We start from the raw sequence: 16,653 nt of genomic DNA, 5'->3' as shown, positions 1-16,653 counted from the left end.
CTTGGAAACCGCTTTCCGGGGAGGTCTCGTGGTCACGCTTGAAGACGTCGCCAGGCAGGCGGGCGTCTCGCTCGCGACCGCCTCGCGGGTGCTGAACGGCAGCACCCGCCAGGTGGGCGCGGCCCTGCGGGCGCGCGTCGAGCAGGCCGCCGACGAACTGGGCTATCGCGCCAACATCGCCGCCCAGACGCTGGCCCGCGGGGCGAGCAACGTCATCGGCATCGTCGTGCACGACTTGACCGACCCCTACTTCGCGGCCCTGGCCGACGGGGCGATGCGGGCGGCCACCACCGAGGGCCTGCTGGTCATGGTGGGCACCACGCATCGCGACCCCGAGCAGGAGATCGCCTACGTCGCCACGCTGCACGCCCAGCGCGTGCGGGCGGTGCTGCTGGTCGGCTCGCGCGTCGCCGACCCGGCCGTCACGGGGCGGCTCCGCGACGAACTGGCCCGATACCAGGCGGGCGGCGGCCGTGCCGCCTGCGTGGGCCAGGACCTCCTCGGCGTCGACACGGTCGCGCCCGCCAACAGGCAGGGCGCGGCCGAGCTCGCCCGCGCGCTGGCCGGGCTCGGGCACACGCGGTTCGCGGTGCTGGCCGGGCCGCCGCACCTCGTCACGGCGGCCGACCGGTGCGCCGGATTCACCGAGGCGCTGGAGGAGCTGGAGCTGCCCGCGCCGCAGGTGATCAACGGGCCGTTCGACCGTGACGGCGGCTACGCCGCGGCCCAGCAGGTCGGGGAGGCGACCTGCGTGTTCGCGGTCAACGACGTGATGGCGGTCGGGGCGCTGGCGGCCTACAGGGAGCGCGGGGTCAGGGTGCCCGAGGACGTCTCGGTGGCCGGGTTCGACGACATCGTCACGCTGCGGGATCACGTGCCCGCGCTGACGACCGTGCGGCTGCCGTTGAAGGACATGGGGGCGCGGGCGCTGGAGCTGGCGCTGGGCGAGGAGGAGGCCGTCGTGGTCGAGCAGGTGGCCGGCGAGGTCGTGCTGCGGGAGAGTGTACGGAGGCTGGCGTGAAGCTGGCGGTCAGCACGCTGGGGATGCCCGGCGAGGGACTCGACCGGGCGATCGAGGTCGCGACCGGAGGCGGCTGCCAGGGCCTCGAGCTGCGCCTGCACCCGGACACCGGGGTGCACGGCGGTCTCGACGCCGCCGGGCGTCGCTCGGTGCGGGAGCGGGTGGAGCAGGCAGGTCTCGAAATTTCGGCGCTCGCCGGATATGTCGGCATTTGTGAGCCGGGGGAGGACGAACCGGTCGTCGAGGCGCTGATCGCCGACCTTCAGCTCGCCGCCGACCTGGGTGCGCCCGGCGTGCGGGTGTTCCCGCGCGGCGACGACCCGGCCGTCGGCGCCCGCAGGCTCAAAGCCGTCTCCGGTACGGCCTCCGCGCTCGGCACGCGTGTCCTCGTCGAGACGCACGACCGCATGGCCACCGGCGCGGCGGTGGCCGGGCTGCTGGCCGAGGCGGGCTGCCCCGAGACCACCGGCGCGATCTGGGACCTGCTGCACCCGTGGCGCCACGGCGAGTCCCCGGCCGACACGCTGGCCGCGCTGGGCCCGTACCTCTCCTACGTCCAGGTGAAGGACGCCGTCTCGGCCGAGGACACCACGCCGGTGCCCATGTGGACGGGGTCGGTGCCGCTGGACGAGTCGGGCGAGCTGCTGCGCGCGGCCGGTTACGACGGGTGGGTCTCCCTGGAGTGGGAGCGCACGTGGTATCCGCAGGTCGCACCGGTAGAGGAGATCCTGCCGGGCGCGGCTGACTGGGTGCGGCGTTTCGCCTTTTAGAAGGCTTTCGCCGCTTAGATAGGGGGATGTCCCTTTCTAAGCGGAACAAGGTGCTCGTCGTCGGCATGGACGGCCTGCGGTTCGACCGGCTGCGGGCCCTGGGCGCGCCCGTGCTGGACGGGCTGATGTCCTCCGGCGCGTACGGCACCAGCAAGCTCCCCTACGGTGAGGCGGGAACGCCGCGTACGGAGTCGCCCGGCGAGGTCGTGCCCAAGAGCCCGGAGCCGGGCGGGCGGATCATCGCGTCGCGTACCGACTCGGGCCCCGGCTGGTCGTCGATCGCCACCGGGGTTTGGCCGGACAAGCACGGCGTGGTGGACAACGGCTTCACCAACCCCAATTTCACGAAATTTCCGGACTTCCTGACTCGCGCGAAGAATGCCCGACCGGAGCTGACCACCGCCGCGTTCTTCTCCTGGACGGCGCTCGACGAGCACGGCGCCTTCAGCCGGGCGATCGACCACCGGTTCGTGGTCGACGGGTACGGCATGGGCATCTGGGCCGCCGCCGACGAGCAGGTCGCCGAGGCCGCCGAGCGGCACCTGGCCGCCGCCGACGCCGACGCCGTCTTCGTGTACCTGGGCGACACCGACGAGGTGGCCCACGACCTCGGCCCCCATTGCGAGGAGTACTTCGCCGCGCTCCAGACCCAGGACGCCTACCTGGGCCGCCTGCTCGACGCCGTCCGCGGCCGGTCCACGTACCCGGGCGAGCGGTGGACGGTGCTGGTCACGACCGACCACGGGCACGTGGACGAGGGCGGGCACGGGGGGACGTCGGACGAGGAGCGCACGGTGTTCGTGATCGCGAACCGGTTGGGGGAGGACCTGGGCGGCCGCTCGCTCGCCGAGCCCCGGCTGGTGGACGTGGGGCCGACGGCGCTGGGCGTGCTGGGCATAGCAGCCGATCCCGCGTGGGATCTGGACGGAACGGATCTTTTCATCAACTGTTGAATTTCTGCCGGGAAAGCGTGAGACTGGGTGACAGGACGCTGAAGGGCAGAGGAGCACCCGATGAACACGGCACTGGACTTCGCCGAGATCGACGCGGGGATGCTGGCCGAGGTGGGCGGCAAGGCCGCGAACCTGGGTGAGCTGACCAGGGCCGGCCTGCCCGTCCCGCCAGGGTGGGTGCTGACCACGGAGGCGTACCGGCAGGTGGCGCAGGGCCTCGAGACCAGCGGCGACGACCTCGCCGAGCGGGCCAGGCGGCACCTGCTGGAGGCGCCGGTGCCGCCGGCCGTCCACGAGGCGATCGTGAAGTCCTACGCCGAGCTGGGCGACGACGTGCCCGTCGCGGTCCGCTCGTCGGCCACGGCCGAGGACCTGCCGTTCGCCAGCTTCGCCGGGCAGCAGGACACCTTCCTCAACGTGGTCGGCGCCGCGGCGGTGGTGGACGCCGTACGCCGCTGCTGGGCCTCGCTCTGGACCGACCGCGCGGTCGCCTACCGGGAGTCCAACGGCATCGACCACGCCACGGTGCGGCTCGCGGTGGTCGTCCAGACGATGGTGGACTCCCAGGTGGCGGGCGTGATGTTCACCGCCGACCCGGTGACGGGGCGGCGGCGCCAGGCCGTCATCGACGCGAACCCCGGGCTCGGCGAGGCCGTCGTCTCCGGCGCCGTGAACCCCGACCGCTTCGTCGTGTACGGCGGCGAGATCCTCGAACGCCACGCCGGCGACAAGCGCCTGACCATCCGCTCGCTCCCCGGCGGCGGCACCGAACGCGTCGAGACCCCTCACGAGGGGCTCTGCCTGACCGACGACCAGGTGCGCGCGCTGGCCGACCTGGGCGCCCGCGTCGAGGACCACTACGGCACCCCTCAGGACACCGAGTGGGCCATCGACGAGCACGGCAAGCTCTGGCTCACCCAGGCCAGGCCGATCACCACGCTCTATCCGCTGCCTGAGCAGACCAGACCAGGCCTGCGGGTGTACTTCTCGGTCAACGTCGTCCAGGGCGTCATGGGGCCCATCACTCCGATGGGGGTCTCGGCGTTCCGGCTGCTCAGCGCGGGAGCGGCGAAGGTGTTCGGCTACGGACCCGCCGACCGGCTCGACGGCGCGTCGTTCGTCGCCGTGTCGGGCGGGCGCATGTGGCTCGACCTGACCACGGCCGTCCGCAGCCGCTTCGGCCGCGCCCTGCTGCCGCGCCTGCTCACGCTGGGCGAGGCCCGCGCGGTCCCCCTCCTCGAGCAGCTCATGCAGGATCCGCGGCTCTCGCCGGCGTACACCTCGCCCCGCCCGGTCCTGCGCGCCGTAGGCAGGTTCGCGCGCGGCATCCACGCCCCCTCCCGGGTCCTGCTCGCGCTGACCAGCCCTCGCAAAGCCCTCGAGTACACCGCCCGCCTCGGCACAGAGCTGGACCGGCGCCTCGTGCCGCCCGCGTCCGCCACCCCCGAGCAGCGCCTGGACCACGCCGAGCGCCTGCTCGCCGGCACCTTCCCGGTCATCCTCTCGATCATGCCGATCGTGATCACCGGTTACGGCCTGTTCGCCCTGGCCTCCAAGCTCTCCGGCGTGCCGCTCAACGACATGCAGGACATCCTGCGCAGCGTCCCCCACAACCCGACCACGGAGATGGACCTGGAGCTGTGGGACCTGGCCACCCGCATCGAGCCGGAGCCGTTCAGGGAGCGGCCGGTGGCCGAACTGGTCCGCCTCTACCAGACCGGAGGGCTCCCGCCGGTCGCCCAGCGGGAGATCGCCGCGTTCCTGGACAGGTACGGCCACCGGGGGGTCGCGGAGATCGACATGGGCGTGCCGCGCTGGTCCGAGGAGCCCGCGCACATCCTCGGCGTGCTGGCCAACTACCTGCGGATGGACGGCGGCGCCGACCTCGCACCCTCCGCGCTGTTCGCCAAGGGCGCCGAGCAGGCGCGCTCGGCCATCGCCCACGTGGTGTCCGCGGCCGGGCGCAAGAGCCGGTGGCGCGCCTCGATGGTGCGCTTCGGACTGCGGCGTACGCGGGAGTTCGCCGGGCTGCGCGAGCTGCCCAAGTTCTACCTGGTCAAGACCCTAGCCGGGCTGCGGCGGAGCATGCTGGTGGTCGGGGAGCGCCTGGTGGAGCTCGGCGTCCTGGACTCGGCGCGCGACGTGTTCTTCCTGAGCCTGCGGGAGGCCAGGTCCGCCCTCGGCGGAGGCGACCTGCGCGCGGTCGTGGAGGAGCGGCGGGCGGCGTACGAGCAGGAGTCGCGCCGTAGGCACGTGCCCAGGATGCTGCTGTCCGACGGCACCGAGCCCGAGGCGCTCGCGTCCGCGGCCACGGACGGCGCGCTGACAGGCACGGCCGCCTCGGCGGGCACCGTCACGGGCGTGGCCAGGGTGGTGCTCGACCCCATCGGCGCCCACCTGGAGCCGGGCGAGATCCTGGTCTGCCCCTCGACGGACCCCGGCTGGACGCCGCTGTTCCTGACGGCGGGCGGCCTGGTGATGGAGATGGGCGGAGCCATGTCGCACGGCGCGGTGGTGGCCAGGGAGTACGGCATCCCGGCCGTCGTCGGCGTCCCCGACGCCACCCACCGCATCACCACGGGCCAGGAGATCGAGGTGAACGGCGCGGCGGGCACCGTGACGCCGCTGTGACCACGAGCGGCGGCACGACTCGCTCGTGCCGCCGCTCTCAAGGGGTCACGGCACGAGCACGACGTCCTCGTACCGTGCCTTCATCGTGGCCACCACCTCGTCGGGGTCGGCGGCCCAGATGTCGGCGTTGAAGATCTCCACCTCGACGTCACCGGCGTAGCCCGCCTCGAGGACCGCCCGCGTGATCGGCCGGAAGTCGATCACGCCGTCGCCCATCATGCCCCGCCCGAGCAGGATGTCCTGCGGCAGCGGGTGCAGGTAGTCGCACACCTGGTAGGAGGCGATGCGGCGGCCGGCCCGCGCGATGTCCTCGAACACCCGCGGGTCCCACCACACGTGGAACGTGTCGACCACCACGCCGACCTGCTCCTCCGGGTAGGCCAGGCTCAGATCGAGCGCCTGGCCCAGGGTGGACAGGACCGCCCGGTCGGGGCAGTAGATCGGGTGCAGCGGCTCCAGGGCCAGCTTGACCCCGCGCTCCCCGGCGTAGGGCGCCAGCTCGGCCAGCGCCTCCGCCACCCGCTCGCGCGCCCCGGCCACGTCACGCGAGAAACCGCTCGCGGGCAGGGGCTCGCCCGGTTTCACGCCGGGCAGGCCGCCGACCACCATCACCAGGCACGCCGCCGACAGCTCGGCCGCCTCGTCGACGGCCCGCCGGTTCTCGTCCAGCGCCTGGGCGAACGCACGGCGTCCCTCCTCGCCCGGCAGCCCGCCGGCCGTGAGGAAGCCGCCCCGGCACAGGGACGACACCCGCAGCCCGGCCTCGCGCACCAGCTTCACGCTCTCCGCGAGACCCTGCTCGGCGACCTTCTCCCGCCACAGCCCGACCGCCTCCAGGCCGTGCCGTACGCACCCGTCCACGGCCTCGGCCACGGACCAGCGCCTCGTCGTCCACTGGTTCAGCGAGAGACTCACAGCCCGTTCACCGCCAGCAGCGCCTTCATCCTGCGTACGGCCAGCTCCTGGTCGGCCAGCAGCCCGGCCTGGTCGGCGAGGCGGAACACCTCCGACAGATGGAGCAGCGAGCGCGCCGACTGGGCGCCGTTCACCATGGCGAACGCGTCCTGGTGACCGTTCAGCCAGGCCAGGAAGACGATGCCGGTCTTGTAGTTGTACGTCGGCGCCTCGAAGATCTTCCGCGACAGCGGGACGGTCGGGGCGAAGATCTCGTCGTAGCGGTCCAGGTCGCCGGCGTCGAGCGCGTGCAGGGCCGCCGCCGCGGCCGGGGCGATGGCGTCGAAGATGCCCAGCAGCGCGTGCGAGCCCGACTTGATCAGCGACGGATAGTTGAAGTCGTCGCCCGTGTACAGCTTCACGCCCTCGGGGAGGGCGGCGCGCAGCCGTACCTCGTGCTCCTCGTCCAGCAGCGACACCTTCACGCCGTCCACCAGCGCGGCGTGGGCGTGGATCAGCTCCAGGAACGACTCCGTCGCCGTCGCCACGTCCCGCGAACCCCAGTAGCCGGCCAGCTGCGGATCGAACATCTCGCCCAGCCAGTGCAGGATCACGGGCCGGTCGGCCAGGCCGAACAGCTTGCCGTACACCTGGTGGTAGTCCTCCGGGCCCGTCGCCACCCTGGCGAGCTGGCGGGAGGCCATCACGATCACACCGGCGCCGGCCGACTGGACGGTCTCGATCTGCTCGGCGTACGCGGCGGTGATCGTGTTCAGGTCGGCGGCCTGGGGCGCGTGGTCGGTGCCCGCGCCGCACGCGACCAGCGTCGCCGGGTCGCCGTACGGAAGGGCCTCGGCGGCGCTGCGCCGGATGAGCTCCCTGGTCGCCGCCCAGTCCAGGCCCATGTTGCGCTGGGCGGTGTCCATGGCGTCCGCGACGCGCAGGCCGTGCGACCACAGGTGGCGGCGGAAGCGCAGGGTGGCGTCCCAGTCCACGGCGGCGGGGGAGCCGGGCGTGTTGTCACCGAGCGGGTCGGCCACCACGTGGGCGGCGGCGTACACGATGCGGCCGGCGGGCGCCTTGTCCGGCACCGGCCACGTCACGGGCTCGCGCAGCTCGTAGGCGCCGATCCCCGGCAGGTCGATCGTCGTCACAGCTGCGGAACCTCGATCCTGCGGCCCTCGGCGTTCGAGCGCAGCCCCAGCTCGGCGAGCTGCACGCCGCGGGCGCCCGAGGCGAAGTCGTTGGGGAAGGGCGCGTCCTCCACCACGTGCCGGACGAACGCCTCCCACTGCACCTTGAACCCGTTGTCGAACTCGGCGTTGTCGGGCACCTCCTGCCACCCGTCCCGGAAGCGGGCGGTGGCGGGCAGGTCGGGGTTCCACACGGGCTTGGGGGTGGTGGAGCGGTGCTGCACCCGGCAGTTGCGCAGCCCGGCGACCGCGCTGCCGTGCGTGCCGTCCACCTGGAACTCGACCAGCTCGTCGCGGTTCACGCGAACCGTCCAGGACGAGTTGATCTGCGCGACGATGCCGCCTTCGAGCTCGAAGATCCCGTACGCGGCGTCGTCCGCGGTCGCCTGGTACGTGTTGCCCTGCTCGTCCACACGTGAGGGGACGTGCGTCACGGCGCGGGCGTAGACGGACTGGACGCGGCCGAACAGGTTCTCCATCACGTAGTGCCAGTGCGGGAACATGTCGAGCACGATGCCGCCGCCGTCCTCGGCCCGGTAGTTCCACGACGGGCGCTGCGCCTCCTGCCAGTCGCCCTCGAACACCCAGTAGCCGAACTCACCGCGCACCGACAGGATCCGGCCGAAGAAGCCGCCGTCGATCAGCCGCTTGAGCTTGAGCAGGCCCGGCAGGAACAGCTTGTCCTGCACGACGCCGTTCTTCACACCCTTGGCCGTGGCCGCCTCGGCCAGCGCCATGGCCTCCTGGGTCGACTCGGCCGTGGGCTTCTCGGCGTAGATGTGCTTGCCTGCCTCGATGGCCTTCAGCACGGCCTTGACGCGGGCACTGGTGACCTGGGCGTCGAAGTAGATCAGGTTGTCGTCGTCGGCCAGGGCGGAGTCCAGCTCTGTGGTGAAATCCGAAATTCCATGCTTCTCAGCGATATCTGCCAATTTGTCGGCATTTCTTCCGACAAGTACGGGCTTGAGCTTCACCCTGCTGCCGTCCGAGAGCGTGACGCCGCCCTGCTCGTTGATGGCCAGGACGGAACGGACCAGGTGCTGGCGGTAGCCCATCCGTCCGGTGACGCCGTTCATCACGACGCCGATGGTGCGCACGCTCATTGAGGATCCCTTCAGGACACACGTGGGGAAAGCGCTTTCCCGAACCGTACGGCCGCCCCGCCGACCACGTCAAGTAGCCCCGCCCTCGACCCCTGGAAACCGTGCACCCGAGCCACCCACGGCTGGGCCCTTCCGGCACGCCGCGTCGGTGGGACGTTGTGCGTCGCTGCCCGACGACCACCCGTGTTCCGCGCAACGGCATGGTCGGCCAGAGGCGCGTGCGGTGGCGCGCGGTGCCCAGCCCGCTGGTCCGCACACGGGCGTGCTCGGCCAGGGACGTGCGCGGTGGCGCGCTGTGCCCGGCCCGGCGGCACCACACGGGTGACGCCGGGCCGGGCAGCGGCCCGAGGTTACTGGTCGCCGCCGCGGGTTTCCAGGCGGGCCAGGGCCTTGGTGATCGGGTGGGCCGTCAGGGAGAGCTGCCACTCCCGGGCGCCGAGCTCGCGCAGCCGGGCGGTGACGGTCTCCTCGGTGATCTCCGCAGGCGGCTCCCACGTGAGCCGTCGTACGGCGTCCGGCTGCAGCAGGTTCTCCGTGGGCATGTGGTGCTGCTCGGCCAGCCCCGCCACCACCGCGCGGGCGGCCGCCAGGCGTTTGGCGGCGGCCGGGTCGCGGTCGGCCCAGCGGTTGGGCGGTGGCGGCCCGTCGCCGGGGGTGCTCGGCGTGGGGAGCTGGCCGTCGGGCAGTTGGCGGGCGCGGGTCACCGCGGCGAGCCAGTCGCTCATGTGCCGGCGCGCGCTGCGCCCGGTGAATGCCGATATTTCGGTCAAGGCCTTCTTGGTACGGGGTCCCTCCAGCGCGGCCGTCACGATGGCCGCATCGGGCAGCACCCGTCCGGGCGCCAGGTCGGCCTCCCGGGCGATCCTGTCGCGCATGGTCCACAGCTCCCGCACGATCGCCAGCGCCCGCACATTGCGCACCTTGTGGATGCCCGAGGTACGGCGCCAGGGATCGGACCGGGGGACGGGCGGCGGCGTGTTGAGCACGGCGGCGAACTCCTCGCGCGCCCACTCCAGCTTCCCGCTCTCCGCAAGCTCCTGATGGAGCGCGTCCCGCAGCTCGACCAGCACCTCCACGTCGAGCGCCGCGTACCGCAGCCAGTCTTCTGGCAGCGGCCTGGTGGACCAGTCGGCGGCCGAGTGGCCCTTCTCCAGCCGCAGCCCGAGCACGGTCTCGACCATCGTGCCGAGGCCCACCCGTTCGTAGCCGAGCAGCCGCCCCGCCAGCTCGGTGTCGAACATCGCCCGCGGCCTGAACCCCACCTCCAAGAGGCATGGCAGGTCCTGGGAGGCGGCGTGCAGGACGACCTCGGCGTCGGCCACGGCCGCGTCGAGGTCGGACAGGTCGGGACAGCCGATCGGGTCGATCAACGCGGTGCCCGCCCCGGCCCGGCGCAGCTGCACGAGGTAGGCGCGGTTGCCGTAGCGGTAGCCCGAGGCGCGCTCGGCGTCCACAGCGACGGGACCGGTGCCCGCCGCGAATCGCGAAACGATTTCAGCCAGCCCGGCGGCGTCCGCGATGACCGGTGGTATGCCCTCGCGCGGCTCGAGCAGCGGTTCGACGGTGCGTTCTTCTGTCATGAGCTCACCGACCTCATGACGCTGGTGCTGTCTTTACTGGTGCCCTCACTTCGTACGGTCACTCTCCGGAATCATCGCGGCGGCGGGGAAGGGCGGCCACGTCGGGCGGGAGCGGCGGGATCCCTGCCGCCAGGCACATGAGGTCGCACCAGGCGGCGACGTGGCCGGAGAGATCCTCCTGCGCGGGTGACCAGGACGCCCGCAACTCGAGCTCGGTCGTGACCGGGTCTTCGGCTTTGTTGCCGAACCCCTCGGACACGGCTCTTGTCACGGTACCGCCAGCGGCGGAGTAGTCGGCTTGGTGGGCGTCCAGAGCCTCGGTCAGCCAGCTCCAGGCGACCGGTCCGAGCAGTGGATCGGAGGTGATCTCCGGCTCCATGTCGGCCCTGACGTAGGCCACCAGCCGGAACGGGCCCTCCCACCCGCGCTGGCCGTCAGGGTCGTAGAGCAGGATCAGCCGGCCGACCGCGAGCTCGTCGTCGTCGCGGTAGACGGACGCGCCGATGGCGGCCGAGTAGGGGGCCAGCCGCTGTGGCGCGGGGAGGTCTTCGAGCTCGATCTCCGGCCTGACCTCGGCCTGCCGCATGCTCTCCGCGGCGCGCGTGAACACCGCTGGAGGAGGAGGCTGGTCACCGAGTGTCATAGCGGAAGCGTAGGTCGAAGACGGACGGAAGGGGACCACGGGGGTGCTCATCCTTCGTGATCAAGCCGCTGCCGTAACCAGCTGGCGAATCGGTCGGAGGGTTTCGGCCGTGCCGAGGATGATCGCGTGACCGCAGTCGACGCAGGCCCACTCAGGGCAGTGGCCGGGCTCGTGGCCGTCGAGGCACGGCGGTTGCTCGAACGGCCGCTCGCCTGCACAGGAAGGGCAGCGCTCACTGCGGCGCTCTGGGGAACTCCACAACGCGGTCATCGCACGAGTCATCGAACCGGGGCCTTTCTTCGGGTCGTGGCTCCGACGTTGGCACGAGCTGCTGACAATTCCCCGCAACGCGCTCGGCGTGTCCCGAAAGTGGTCCCTGAATCGGTGCCGCGCGGTGGGTTGGTGAACATTTGGCCCACTCGAAACCGGCTCTCTGGCCGGACATGGGGTGTGTTCGACCCGAGTGCGGCGCCGATGCCGAGCAGACCGGTAAACCTTCATCTGGCTATCTGATCATGCTTTGGGGTGTCCAATCGATGTTTTTCTGACACGTCACTCCCGTGTCATGACCGGCGCCCCTACATGGCACCCTTGTGGGGTGAACCTCGCCGACTCCGCTTTCCTGCGTGCGTGCCGCCGCCAGCCCGTCCCGCACACCCCGGTCTGGTACATGCGCCAGGCCGGTCGGTCGCTGCCCGAATACCTGCGGATGCGTGAGGGCGTGCCGATGCTCACGGCCTGCTCGACGCCCGACATGATCGTCGAGTTCACCATGCAGCCGGTGCGCCGGTACGGCGTGGACGCGGCGGTCTTCTTCAGCGACATCGTGGTGCCGCTCAAGGCCATCGGCGTCGATCTCGACATCAAGCCGGGCGTCGGCCCGGTCGTGGCCGACCCGATCCGTGACGCCAGGGGCCTCGAGGCGCTGCGGCCGATCGAGCCGGACGACGTGCCGTACATCACCGAGGCCATCCAGGCGCTGACCGGCGAGCTGGGCGGCACGCCGCTGATCGGCTTCGCCGGGGCGCCGTTCACGCTCGGGTCGTACCTGATCGAGGGCGGCCCGTCCAAGAACCACGACCACACCAAGGCCATGATGTACGGCGAGCCGCAGCTGTGGCACGCGCTCATGGAACGGCTCTCCACGATCGTCCTCGAGCACCTGCGCATCCAGATCGCCGCCGGGGCCTCGGCCGTGCAGCTCTTCGACTCCTGGGTGGGGGCGCTGGCGCCGGCCGACTACCGGGAGTTCATCCTGCCCCACACCCGCCGCATCTTCGAGGGCCTGCCGGACGTGCCGCGCATCCACTTCGGCGTCGGCACCGGCGAGCTGCTCGGCGTGCTCGGCGAGGCGGGGGCCGACGTGGTGGGCGTCGACTGGCGGGTGCCGCTGGACGAGGCGGCCCGCCGGGTCGGTCCCGGCAAGGCGCTGCAGGGCAACCTCGACCCGGCCGTGCTGCTGGCGCCGTGGGAGGTCGTCGAGCGCAAGGCGCGCGAGGTGCTGCGCCAGGGGCGGGCGGCCGAGGGGCACGTGTTCAACCTGGGGCACGGCGTGCTGCCCTCGACCGATCCCGACCAGCTCAAGCGCCTCACCGACCTGGTGCACGAGGCCGGCTCAGGGTCCTGATCACGCCGCCTCCGGGCCCGGGTCGCCGCGCTCCGGGCCCTGCGGGGGCATGGGGGTCCCGGGACGCCTGGAGCGGCCACGCCGTGCCAGATAGATCACCAGCGCGATCAGCGGCACCGAGACGGCCAGCCATGGCAGCACCGCGCCGAGCACTGTCACCGCGACCTTCGTGAACGACACCAGCGCGTTCCAGCCCGCCCTGAGCCCGCCGAAGAACCCCGCGGGCTCGTCGGAGGGATCCTCGACGACGGCCACCGGCCCGACCAGCCGGAGCGTCAGCGTGGCCATGGCGACCTGCGTGGCCAGCTGCTTCTGCTGCGCCTGCAGCGACTCCAGGTCGGCCTCGCGCGCGGAGATCTCCCGCTCGACCTGCAGCACCTGGCCGATGGTGCCGGCCTTCTTCAGCAGCGTACGCAGCGAGTCCAGCGACTGCTGCGCCGACTTCAGCCGGCTCTCGACGTCGGCCACCTGCATGGTGACGTCCTGGGTGCCCTGGTTCATGGACAGCTGCTTGCCCAGCTCCTTGCCGAGCCGGCCCAGCACCTCGGTGTACCTGGCCGGCGGGATCTTGAACTCCAGCGTGGCCGTGTCCTCGGTGTCGTTGGCCGAGTTGCTCTCCTCCTTGGACAGGTAGCCGCCCGCCGACGTCACGATCTGCTTGGCCTGCTGGGCGGCGGCGGTGACCTGCTTGGCCCGCACCATCAGGTCGCCGGTGTAGATGACCTGGCGATCCTGCTGCTGGGTCAGCTTGACGTTCGAGACGAGGCCGTCCTTGCCCTGCGGCTGTCTCGGCTGCTTGGCGAGGCTCCCGGCCTGGTCGGCGACCGGTGCGGCCGCGGTGCCCGAGCCGGCTTCGCTGGACATCGTGCTGGCGCTGCCACCGCAGCCTGTCAAGAGCAGGGCCGAACAGGCGGCCGTGAGTGCGACTCCGTACCGGATTCTCCTCATGCCCATAAGACGGTCACCGGAAAGCCCCGGTTTGATCGGAGGAATCACGGTCCGGTCACTGTGTGACAACGCTGCCCCACGCAGCTGAGCACTGTGGTGAGGCGGTAGCGTCAGGAGGCGTGGAAGGGAATCGGGCGCACGTGGTCGTCGTCGGCGGAGGGATCTCCGGGCTCGCCGCCGCGTGGTATCTCCGCCAGAGCGCGGGCGAGCGGGTCAAGGTCACCGTGCTCGAGGGCGGGCCGCGGATCGGCGGCAAGCTGTACGCCTCCGAGGTCGCCGGGGTGAACGTGGACGCGGGCGCGGAGGCCATGCTGGCCAGGCGGCCCGAGGGCAAGGAGCTGGCCAGGGCGGTCGGGCTCGGCGACGACCTGGTCTTCCCCGGCACCACGAGCTCGGCCGTCTACAGCAGGGGCGAGCTGCGCCCGATGCCGAAGGGCCAGGTCATGGGCGTGCCCTCCGACCTGACCGAGCTCGCCAAGTCGGGCATCGTCTCACCCGGCGGCCTGCTGCGCGTGCCGCTCGACCAGATCCTGCCGCCGACCCTCGTACGCACCGACGTGTCCGTGGCCGCCTACGTTCGCGCCAGGATGGGTGACGAGATCGTCGAACGGCTGGTCGAGCCGCTGCTCGGCGGCGTCTACGCGGGCCGTTCCGACATGCTCTCGCTGGAGGCCACGATGCCGCGCGTGGCGGCGGTGGCCCGTTCCGAGCGCTCGCTGCTGACCGGGGCCAGGCAGCTCGTCGAGGAGGCGCCGAAGGACGCGGGCCCGGTCTTCACCTCGCTGAAGAGCGGACTCGGCGGCCTGCCCGAGGCGGTCGCCAAGGCGTCGGGGGCGGACATCAGGACCGGCGTCACCGTACGCGAGCTGCACAGGGACGGCGACGGCTGGCGGCTGGTCACCGGCCCCGTCCCCAAGCCCGAGATCGTCCACGCGGACGCGGTGATCGTGGCGACGCCGGGGGCCGCCGCCGGCAGGCTGCTCAAGGCCGAGGTGCCCAAGGCGGCGAGCGAGCTGGCCAAGATCGAGTATGCCAGCATGGCCATCGTCACGCTCGCCTACCCGGTCGGCGCCTTCCCCCAGCCGCCCACCTCCAGCGGCTACCTGGTGCCGCCCGTCGAGGGGCGGCCGGTCAAGGCGGTCACGTTCAGCTCGATCAAGTGGCCGCACCTGACGAAGGACATGGTGATCCTGCGCTGCTCGATCGGCAGGGTCGGCGAGGAGCACCTGCTCCAGCGGGACGACGTCGAGCTGGTGTCGCTGGCCACGGCCGAGATGGCCGACGTGATGGGCGTGAGCGGCCTGCCGATCGACACCAGGGTCACGCGCTGGGGCGGGGCGCTGCCGCAGTACAACGTGGGCCACCTCGACCGGGTGGCCAGGGTGCACGCCGCGGTGGCCGTGGAGCCGGGGCTGGCCGTCTGCGGCGCCGCCTACGACGGCATCGGCATTCCCGCCTGTGTCAGCACGGCTCGTACGGCCGCCGCCCGGATTCTGGACCACCTGTCCCAGCGAGGAGAATAGGCGCTATGACAGACGCTGCTCCGCGGCCCAAGGCCCGCGATCTCAACCAGGTGATCCGTTACACGATGTGGTCGGTCTTCCAGGTCACCGAGCCGTGTCCCGTCGAGCGCGACGGCCTGGCGGGCGAGGTCGAGGAGCTGCTCGAGCAGGCTGCCGGCAAGGGCGTCGTGACCAGGGGGGTCTACGACGTGGCCGGGTTGCGGGCCGACGCCGACTACATGTTCTGGTGGCACGCGGCCACGCCCGAGGACCTGCAGGACGTCTACGCCCGGTTCCGCCGCACCGAGCTGGGCCGGCACAGCAGGCCCGTCTGGTCGGCGATGGCGCTGCACCGGCCGGCGGAGTTCAACAAGTCGCACATCCCCGCCTTCCTCGCCGAGGAGGAGCCGCGCGCCTACGTGAGCGTCTATCCGTTCGTGCGCTCTTACGAGTGGTACCTGCTGGACGACTCCGAGCGCCGGGCCATGCTGGCCGAGCACGGCCGGATGGCCCGCGACTACCCCGACGTGCGGGCCAACACGGTGGCGTGCTTCTCGCTCAACGACTACGAGTGGATGCTGGCGTTCGAGGCCGACGAGCTGCACAGGATCGTCGACCTGATGCGCACGCTGCGGGGCGCGCAGGCCCGCCGGCACACGCGGGTCGAGATCCCGTTCTACACGGGCGCGCGCAAGCCGGTGCGTGAGCTGGTGGCGGCCCTGCCTTAGGCCCTGGCCGTACGGCACCTCGACCTGGGGGCTCAGGGGAAAAAGAGCCAGGCCCAAGTTGGCGATCCAACGGACTTGATCTATCCCCTTTGTCACAATCAGGGAAATCCTTCGTGCGTACGGGCGTGCCTGCGGTGGCACGTTCCAGACGCGGCGGGGAGGGCGGGGTGATGGGCGGATCGGGCAGGCGGGGGAGCAGGCGGCAGTCCACCGGCCGGCATGCGGCGGAGCACTCGCCGAATGCGGCTGAGGGCTCGCCGCAGGGGGCGGGGCGTTCTCGGCATGCGCGGCGTCGTACCGGAAGGCTGCGGTGGGCGGTCGGAGCGGTGGCGCTGGCCGGCGGCGTCGCCGCGGTGCTCGGCGCGAACGGGACGTTCAGCGGGCCGCTGACCGCCGCCTCCGCTCAGCAGCCGCGCGCGGCCTCCGGGCCGCAGGGCCAGGCCGAGCGGCAGAACGGGTCCTCGGCGCTGTCCGGCAGGGCCGAGTCGGGCTCGCGGGCGAGCGCGCAGGCCAGGGCGAGCGAGCTGCCGAAGTCCCAGCCGCCCAGGGCCGCGGCGAGCGCGGCGGCCACCGGCGCGGTGAAGCCTGGGGTGGTGCAGGGGAGTGTCAGTCCTGAGGACCTGTCGGCGGGCGGCCCCGACCCCGCCGACATGGACGATTACAAGGCGGACGGTCCGTCGCGGCACACCGACCAGCAGGCGGCGGATTACTTCCGTACGCACTGGGGGCCGGACGACGCGGCGCTGAAACGCCTCAAGGACATCCGCACCATCGGCGGATATTTGCGCATTTATACGGATTTGCCGGAGACGGCGGGCAATTCCTCCCAAGCGCTGACGCTGTGCAAGCGCGGCCTGGAGTATCTCCGCTCCCTCGGGGTGGCCCGCCCCGTCGTGTTCGTCCAGGCCGAGTTCGGCGAGAACGGGAATCCCGTGCTCGCCAACATCCTCGGCCCCTCCGACACCAGTTGCCGGGTCACCCACCCCGAACCCGATTGACCCCGTTATCGCACCCGTACTCGCGTCTTGGCGCAGAGCTCGCACCGTTGCGTTACGACTCG

Annotated in this window: 14 protein-coding genes; 8 read left to right on the top strand and 6 right to left on the bottom strand. The window is 71.8% G+C overall.

Annotated features, from left to right (window positions below; translation table 11 throughout):
• Positions 1-28: 28 nt before the first annotated feature.
• From AB0J64_RS01395 to AB0J64_RS01380, 4 genes are read left to right on the top strand one after another with little or no spacing between them, the layout of a single operon-like run.
• Positions 29-1,021, top strand: coding sequence for a LacI family DNA-binding transcriptional regulator (locus AB0J64_RS01395; RefSeq protein WP_364018779.1), 993 nt, complete (start codon positions 29-31; stop codon positions 1,019-1,021).
• The gene (locus AB0J64_RS01390) at positions 1,018-1,791 is read left to right on the top strand and encodes a sugar phosphate isomerase/epimerase family protein (protein ID WP_364018777.1); all 774 of its coding nucleotides are present in this window, start codon (positions 1,018-1,020) and stop codon (positions 1,789-1,791) included. Before AB0J64_RS01395 ends, AB0J64_RS01390 begins: the two co-directional genes overlap by 4 nt.
• A 26-nt stretch (positions 1,792-1,817) precedes the next feature.
• Positions 1,818-2,744 carry an alkaline phosphatase family protein gene (locus AB0J64_RS01385; protein WP_364018775.1) on the top strand — a complete coding sequence of 309 codons (927 nt, stop codon included), beginning with the start codon at positions 1,818-1,820 and terminating at the stop codon, positions 2,742-2,744.
• Positions 2,745-2,804: 60 nt separating this feature from the next.
• Complete coding sequence (locus AB0J64_RS01380) at positions 2,805-5,375, top strand: PEP/pyruvate-binding domain-containing protein (protein WP_364018773.1); 2,571 nt, start codon at positions 2,805-2,807, stop codon at positions 5,373-5,375.
• 45 nt (positions 5,376-5,420) lie between these two features.
• Here AB0J64_RS01380 and AB0J64_RS01375 read toward each other — a convergent pair whose 3' ends face one another.
• The 5 genes from AB0J64_RS01375 to AB0J64_RS01355 form a co-directional block, all read right to left on the bottom strand.
• The gene (locus AB0J64_RS01375; protein WP_364018771.1) at positions 5,421-6,290 is read right to left on the bottom strand and encodes a sugar phosphate isomerase/epimerase; all 870 of its coding nucleotides are present in this window, start codon (positions 6,288-6,290) and stop codon (positions 5,421-5,423) included.
• The gene (locus AB0J64_RS01370; protein ID WP_364019208.1) at positions 6,287-7,384 is read right to left on the bottom strand and encodes a dihydrodipicolinate synthase family protein; all 1,098 of its coding nucleotides are present in this window, start codon (positions 7,382-7,384) and stop codon (positions 6,287-6,289) included. Before AB0J64_RS01370 ends, AB0J64_RS01375 begins: the two co-directional genes overlap by 4 nt.
• Positions 7,385-7,419: 35 nt before the next feature.
• Positions 7,420-8,565, bottom strand: coding sequence for a Gfo/Idh/MocA family oxidoreductase (locus tag AB0J64_RS01365; protein ID WP_364018770.1), 1,146 nt, complete (start codon positions 8,563-8,565; stop codon positions 7,420-7,422).
• A 350-nt stretch (positions 8,566-8,915) separates the two neighbouring features.
• Entirely contained in the window at positions 8,916-10,145 is a 1,230-nt protein-coding gene (locus AB0J64_RS01360) for a ribonuclease D (protein WP_364018768.1), read from the bottom strand.
• Positions 10,146-10,203: 58 nt separating this feature from the next.
• Positions 10,204-10,788, bottom strand: a complete 585-nt coding sequence (locus tag AB0J64_RS01355; RefSeq protein ID WP_364018766.1) for a DUF3000 domain-containing protein — start codon at positions 10,786-10,788, stop codon at positions 10,204-10,206.
• A gap of 565 nt (positions 10,789-11,353) precedes the next feature.
• Between AB0J64_RS01355 and hemE the strand changes: the two genes are divergently transcribed.
• Positions 11,354-12,415, top strand: coding sequence for a uroporphyrinogen decarboxylase (gene hemE, locus AB0J64_RS01350; protein WP_364018764.1), 1,062 nt, complete (start codon positions 11,354-11,356; stop codon positions 12,413-12,415).
• On the opposite strand, the gene AB0J64_RS01345 is transcribed toward hemE, so the two are convergent.
• Entirely contained in the window at positions 12,416-13,279 is an 864-nt protein-coding gene (locus AB0J64_RS01345) for a DUF4349 domain-containing protein (protein WP_364018762.1), read from the bottom strand. It lies immediately after the preceding gene.
• A gap of 203 nt (positions 13,280-13,482) precedes the next feature.
• Here AB0J64_RS01345 and hemG point away from each other — a divergent pair, with 203 nt between their 5' ends.
• From hemG to AB0J64_RS01330, 3 genes are all read left to right on the top strand, one after another.
• Positions 13,483-14,886 (top strand): protoporphyrinogen oxidase, encoded by a 1,404-nt coding sequence (hemG, locus tag AB0J64_RS01340; RefSeq protein ID WP_364018760.1) that lies wholly within the window; start codon positions 13,483-13,485, stop codon positions 14,884-14,886.
• Positions 14,887-14,891: 5 nt separating this feature from the next.
• Positions 14,892-15,593: a hydrogen peroxide-dependent heme synthase gene (gene hemQ / locus AB0J64_RS01335; protein WP_364018758.1), complete on the top strand. Its 702-nt coding sequence runs from the start codon at positions 14,892-14,894 to the stop codon at positions 15,591-15,593.
• A 326-nt stretch (positions 15,594-15,919) separates the two neighbouring features.
• Complete coding sequence (locus AB0J64_RS01330; RefSeq protein WP_364018756.1) at positions 15,920-16,591, top strand: hypothetical protein; 672 nt, start codon at positions 15,920-15,922, stop codon at positions 16,589-16,591.
• Positions 16,592-16,653: the final 62 nt, after the last annotated feature.

This window comes from Nonomuraea sp. NPDC049695, from assembly GCF_040674955.1.
Taxonomy (GTDB): Bacteria; Actinomycetota; Actinomycetes; order Streptosporangiales; family Streptosporangiaceae; genus Nonomuraea; species Nonomuraea helvata.
The sequence above is the reverse complement of the archived record's forward strand: the minus strand, read 5'-3'. Positions and strand labels throughout refer to the sequence as shown.

Excerpts from the sequence above, each read along its gene's own strand:
- hemQ (WP_364018758.1), top strand. The coding sequence starts at position 14,892 with ATGACAGACGCTGCTCCGCGGCCCAAGGCCCGCGATCTCAACCAGGTG.
- AB0J64_RS01385 (WP_364018775.1), top strand. The coding sequence starts at position 1,818 with ATGTCCCTTTCTAAGCGGAACAAGGTGCTCGTCGTCGGCATGGACGGC.
- AB0J64_RS01360 (WP_364018768.1), bottom strand. The coding sequence starts at position 10,145 with ATGACAGAAGAACGCACCGTCGAACCGCTGCTCGAGCCGCGCGAGGGC.
- hemE (WP_364018764.1), top strand. The coding sequence starts at position 11,354 with ATGACCGGCGCCCCTACATGGCACCCTTGTGGGGTGAACCTCGCCGAC.
- AB0J64_RS01355 (WP_364018766.1), bottom strand. The coding sequence starts at position 10,788 with ATGACACTCGGTGACCAGCCTCCTCCTCCAGCGGTGTTCACGCGCGCC.
- AB0J64_RS01380 (WP_364018773.1), top strand. The coding sequence starts at position 2,805 with ATGAACACGGCACTGGACTTCGCCGAGATCGACGCGGGGATGCTGGCC.
- AB0J64_RS01365 (WP_364018770.1), bottom strand. The coding sequence starts at position 8,565 with ATGAGCGTGCGCACCATCGGCGTCGTGATGAACGGCGTCACCGGACGG.
- AB0J64_RS01345 (WP_364018762.1), bottom strand. The coding sequence starts at position 13,279 with ATGTCCAGCGAAGCCGGCTCGGGCACCGCGGCCGCACCGGTCGCCGAC.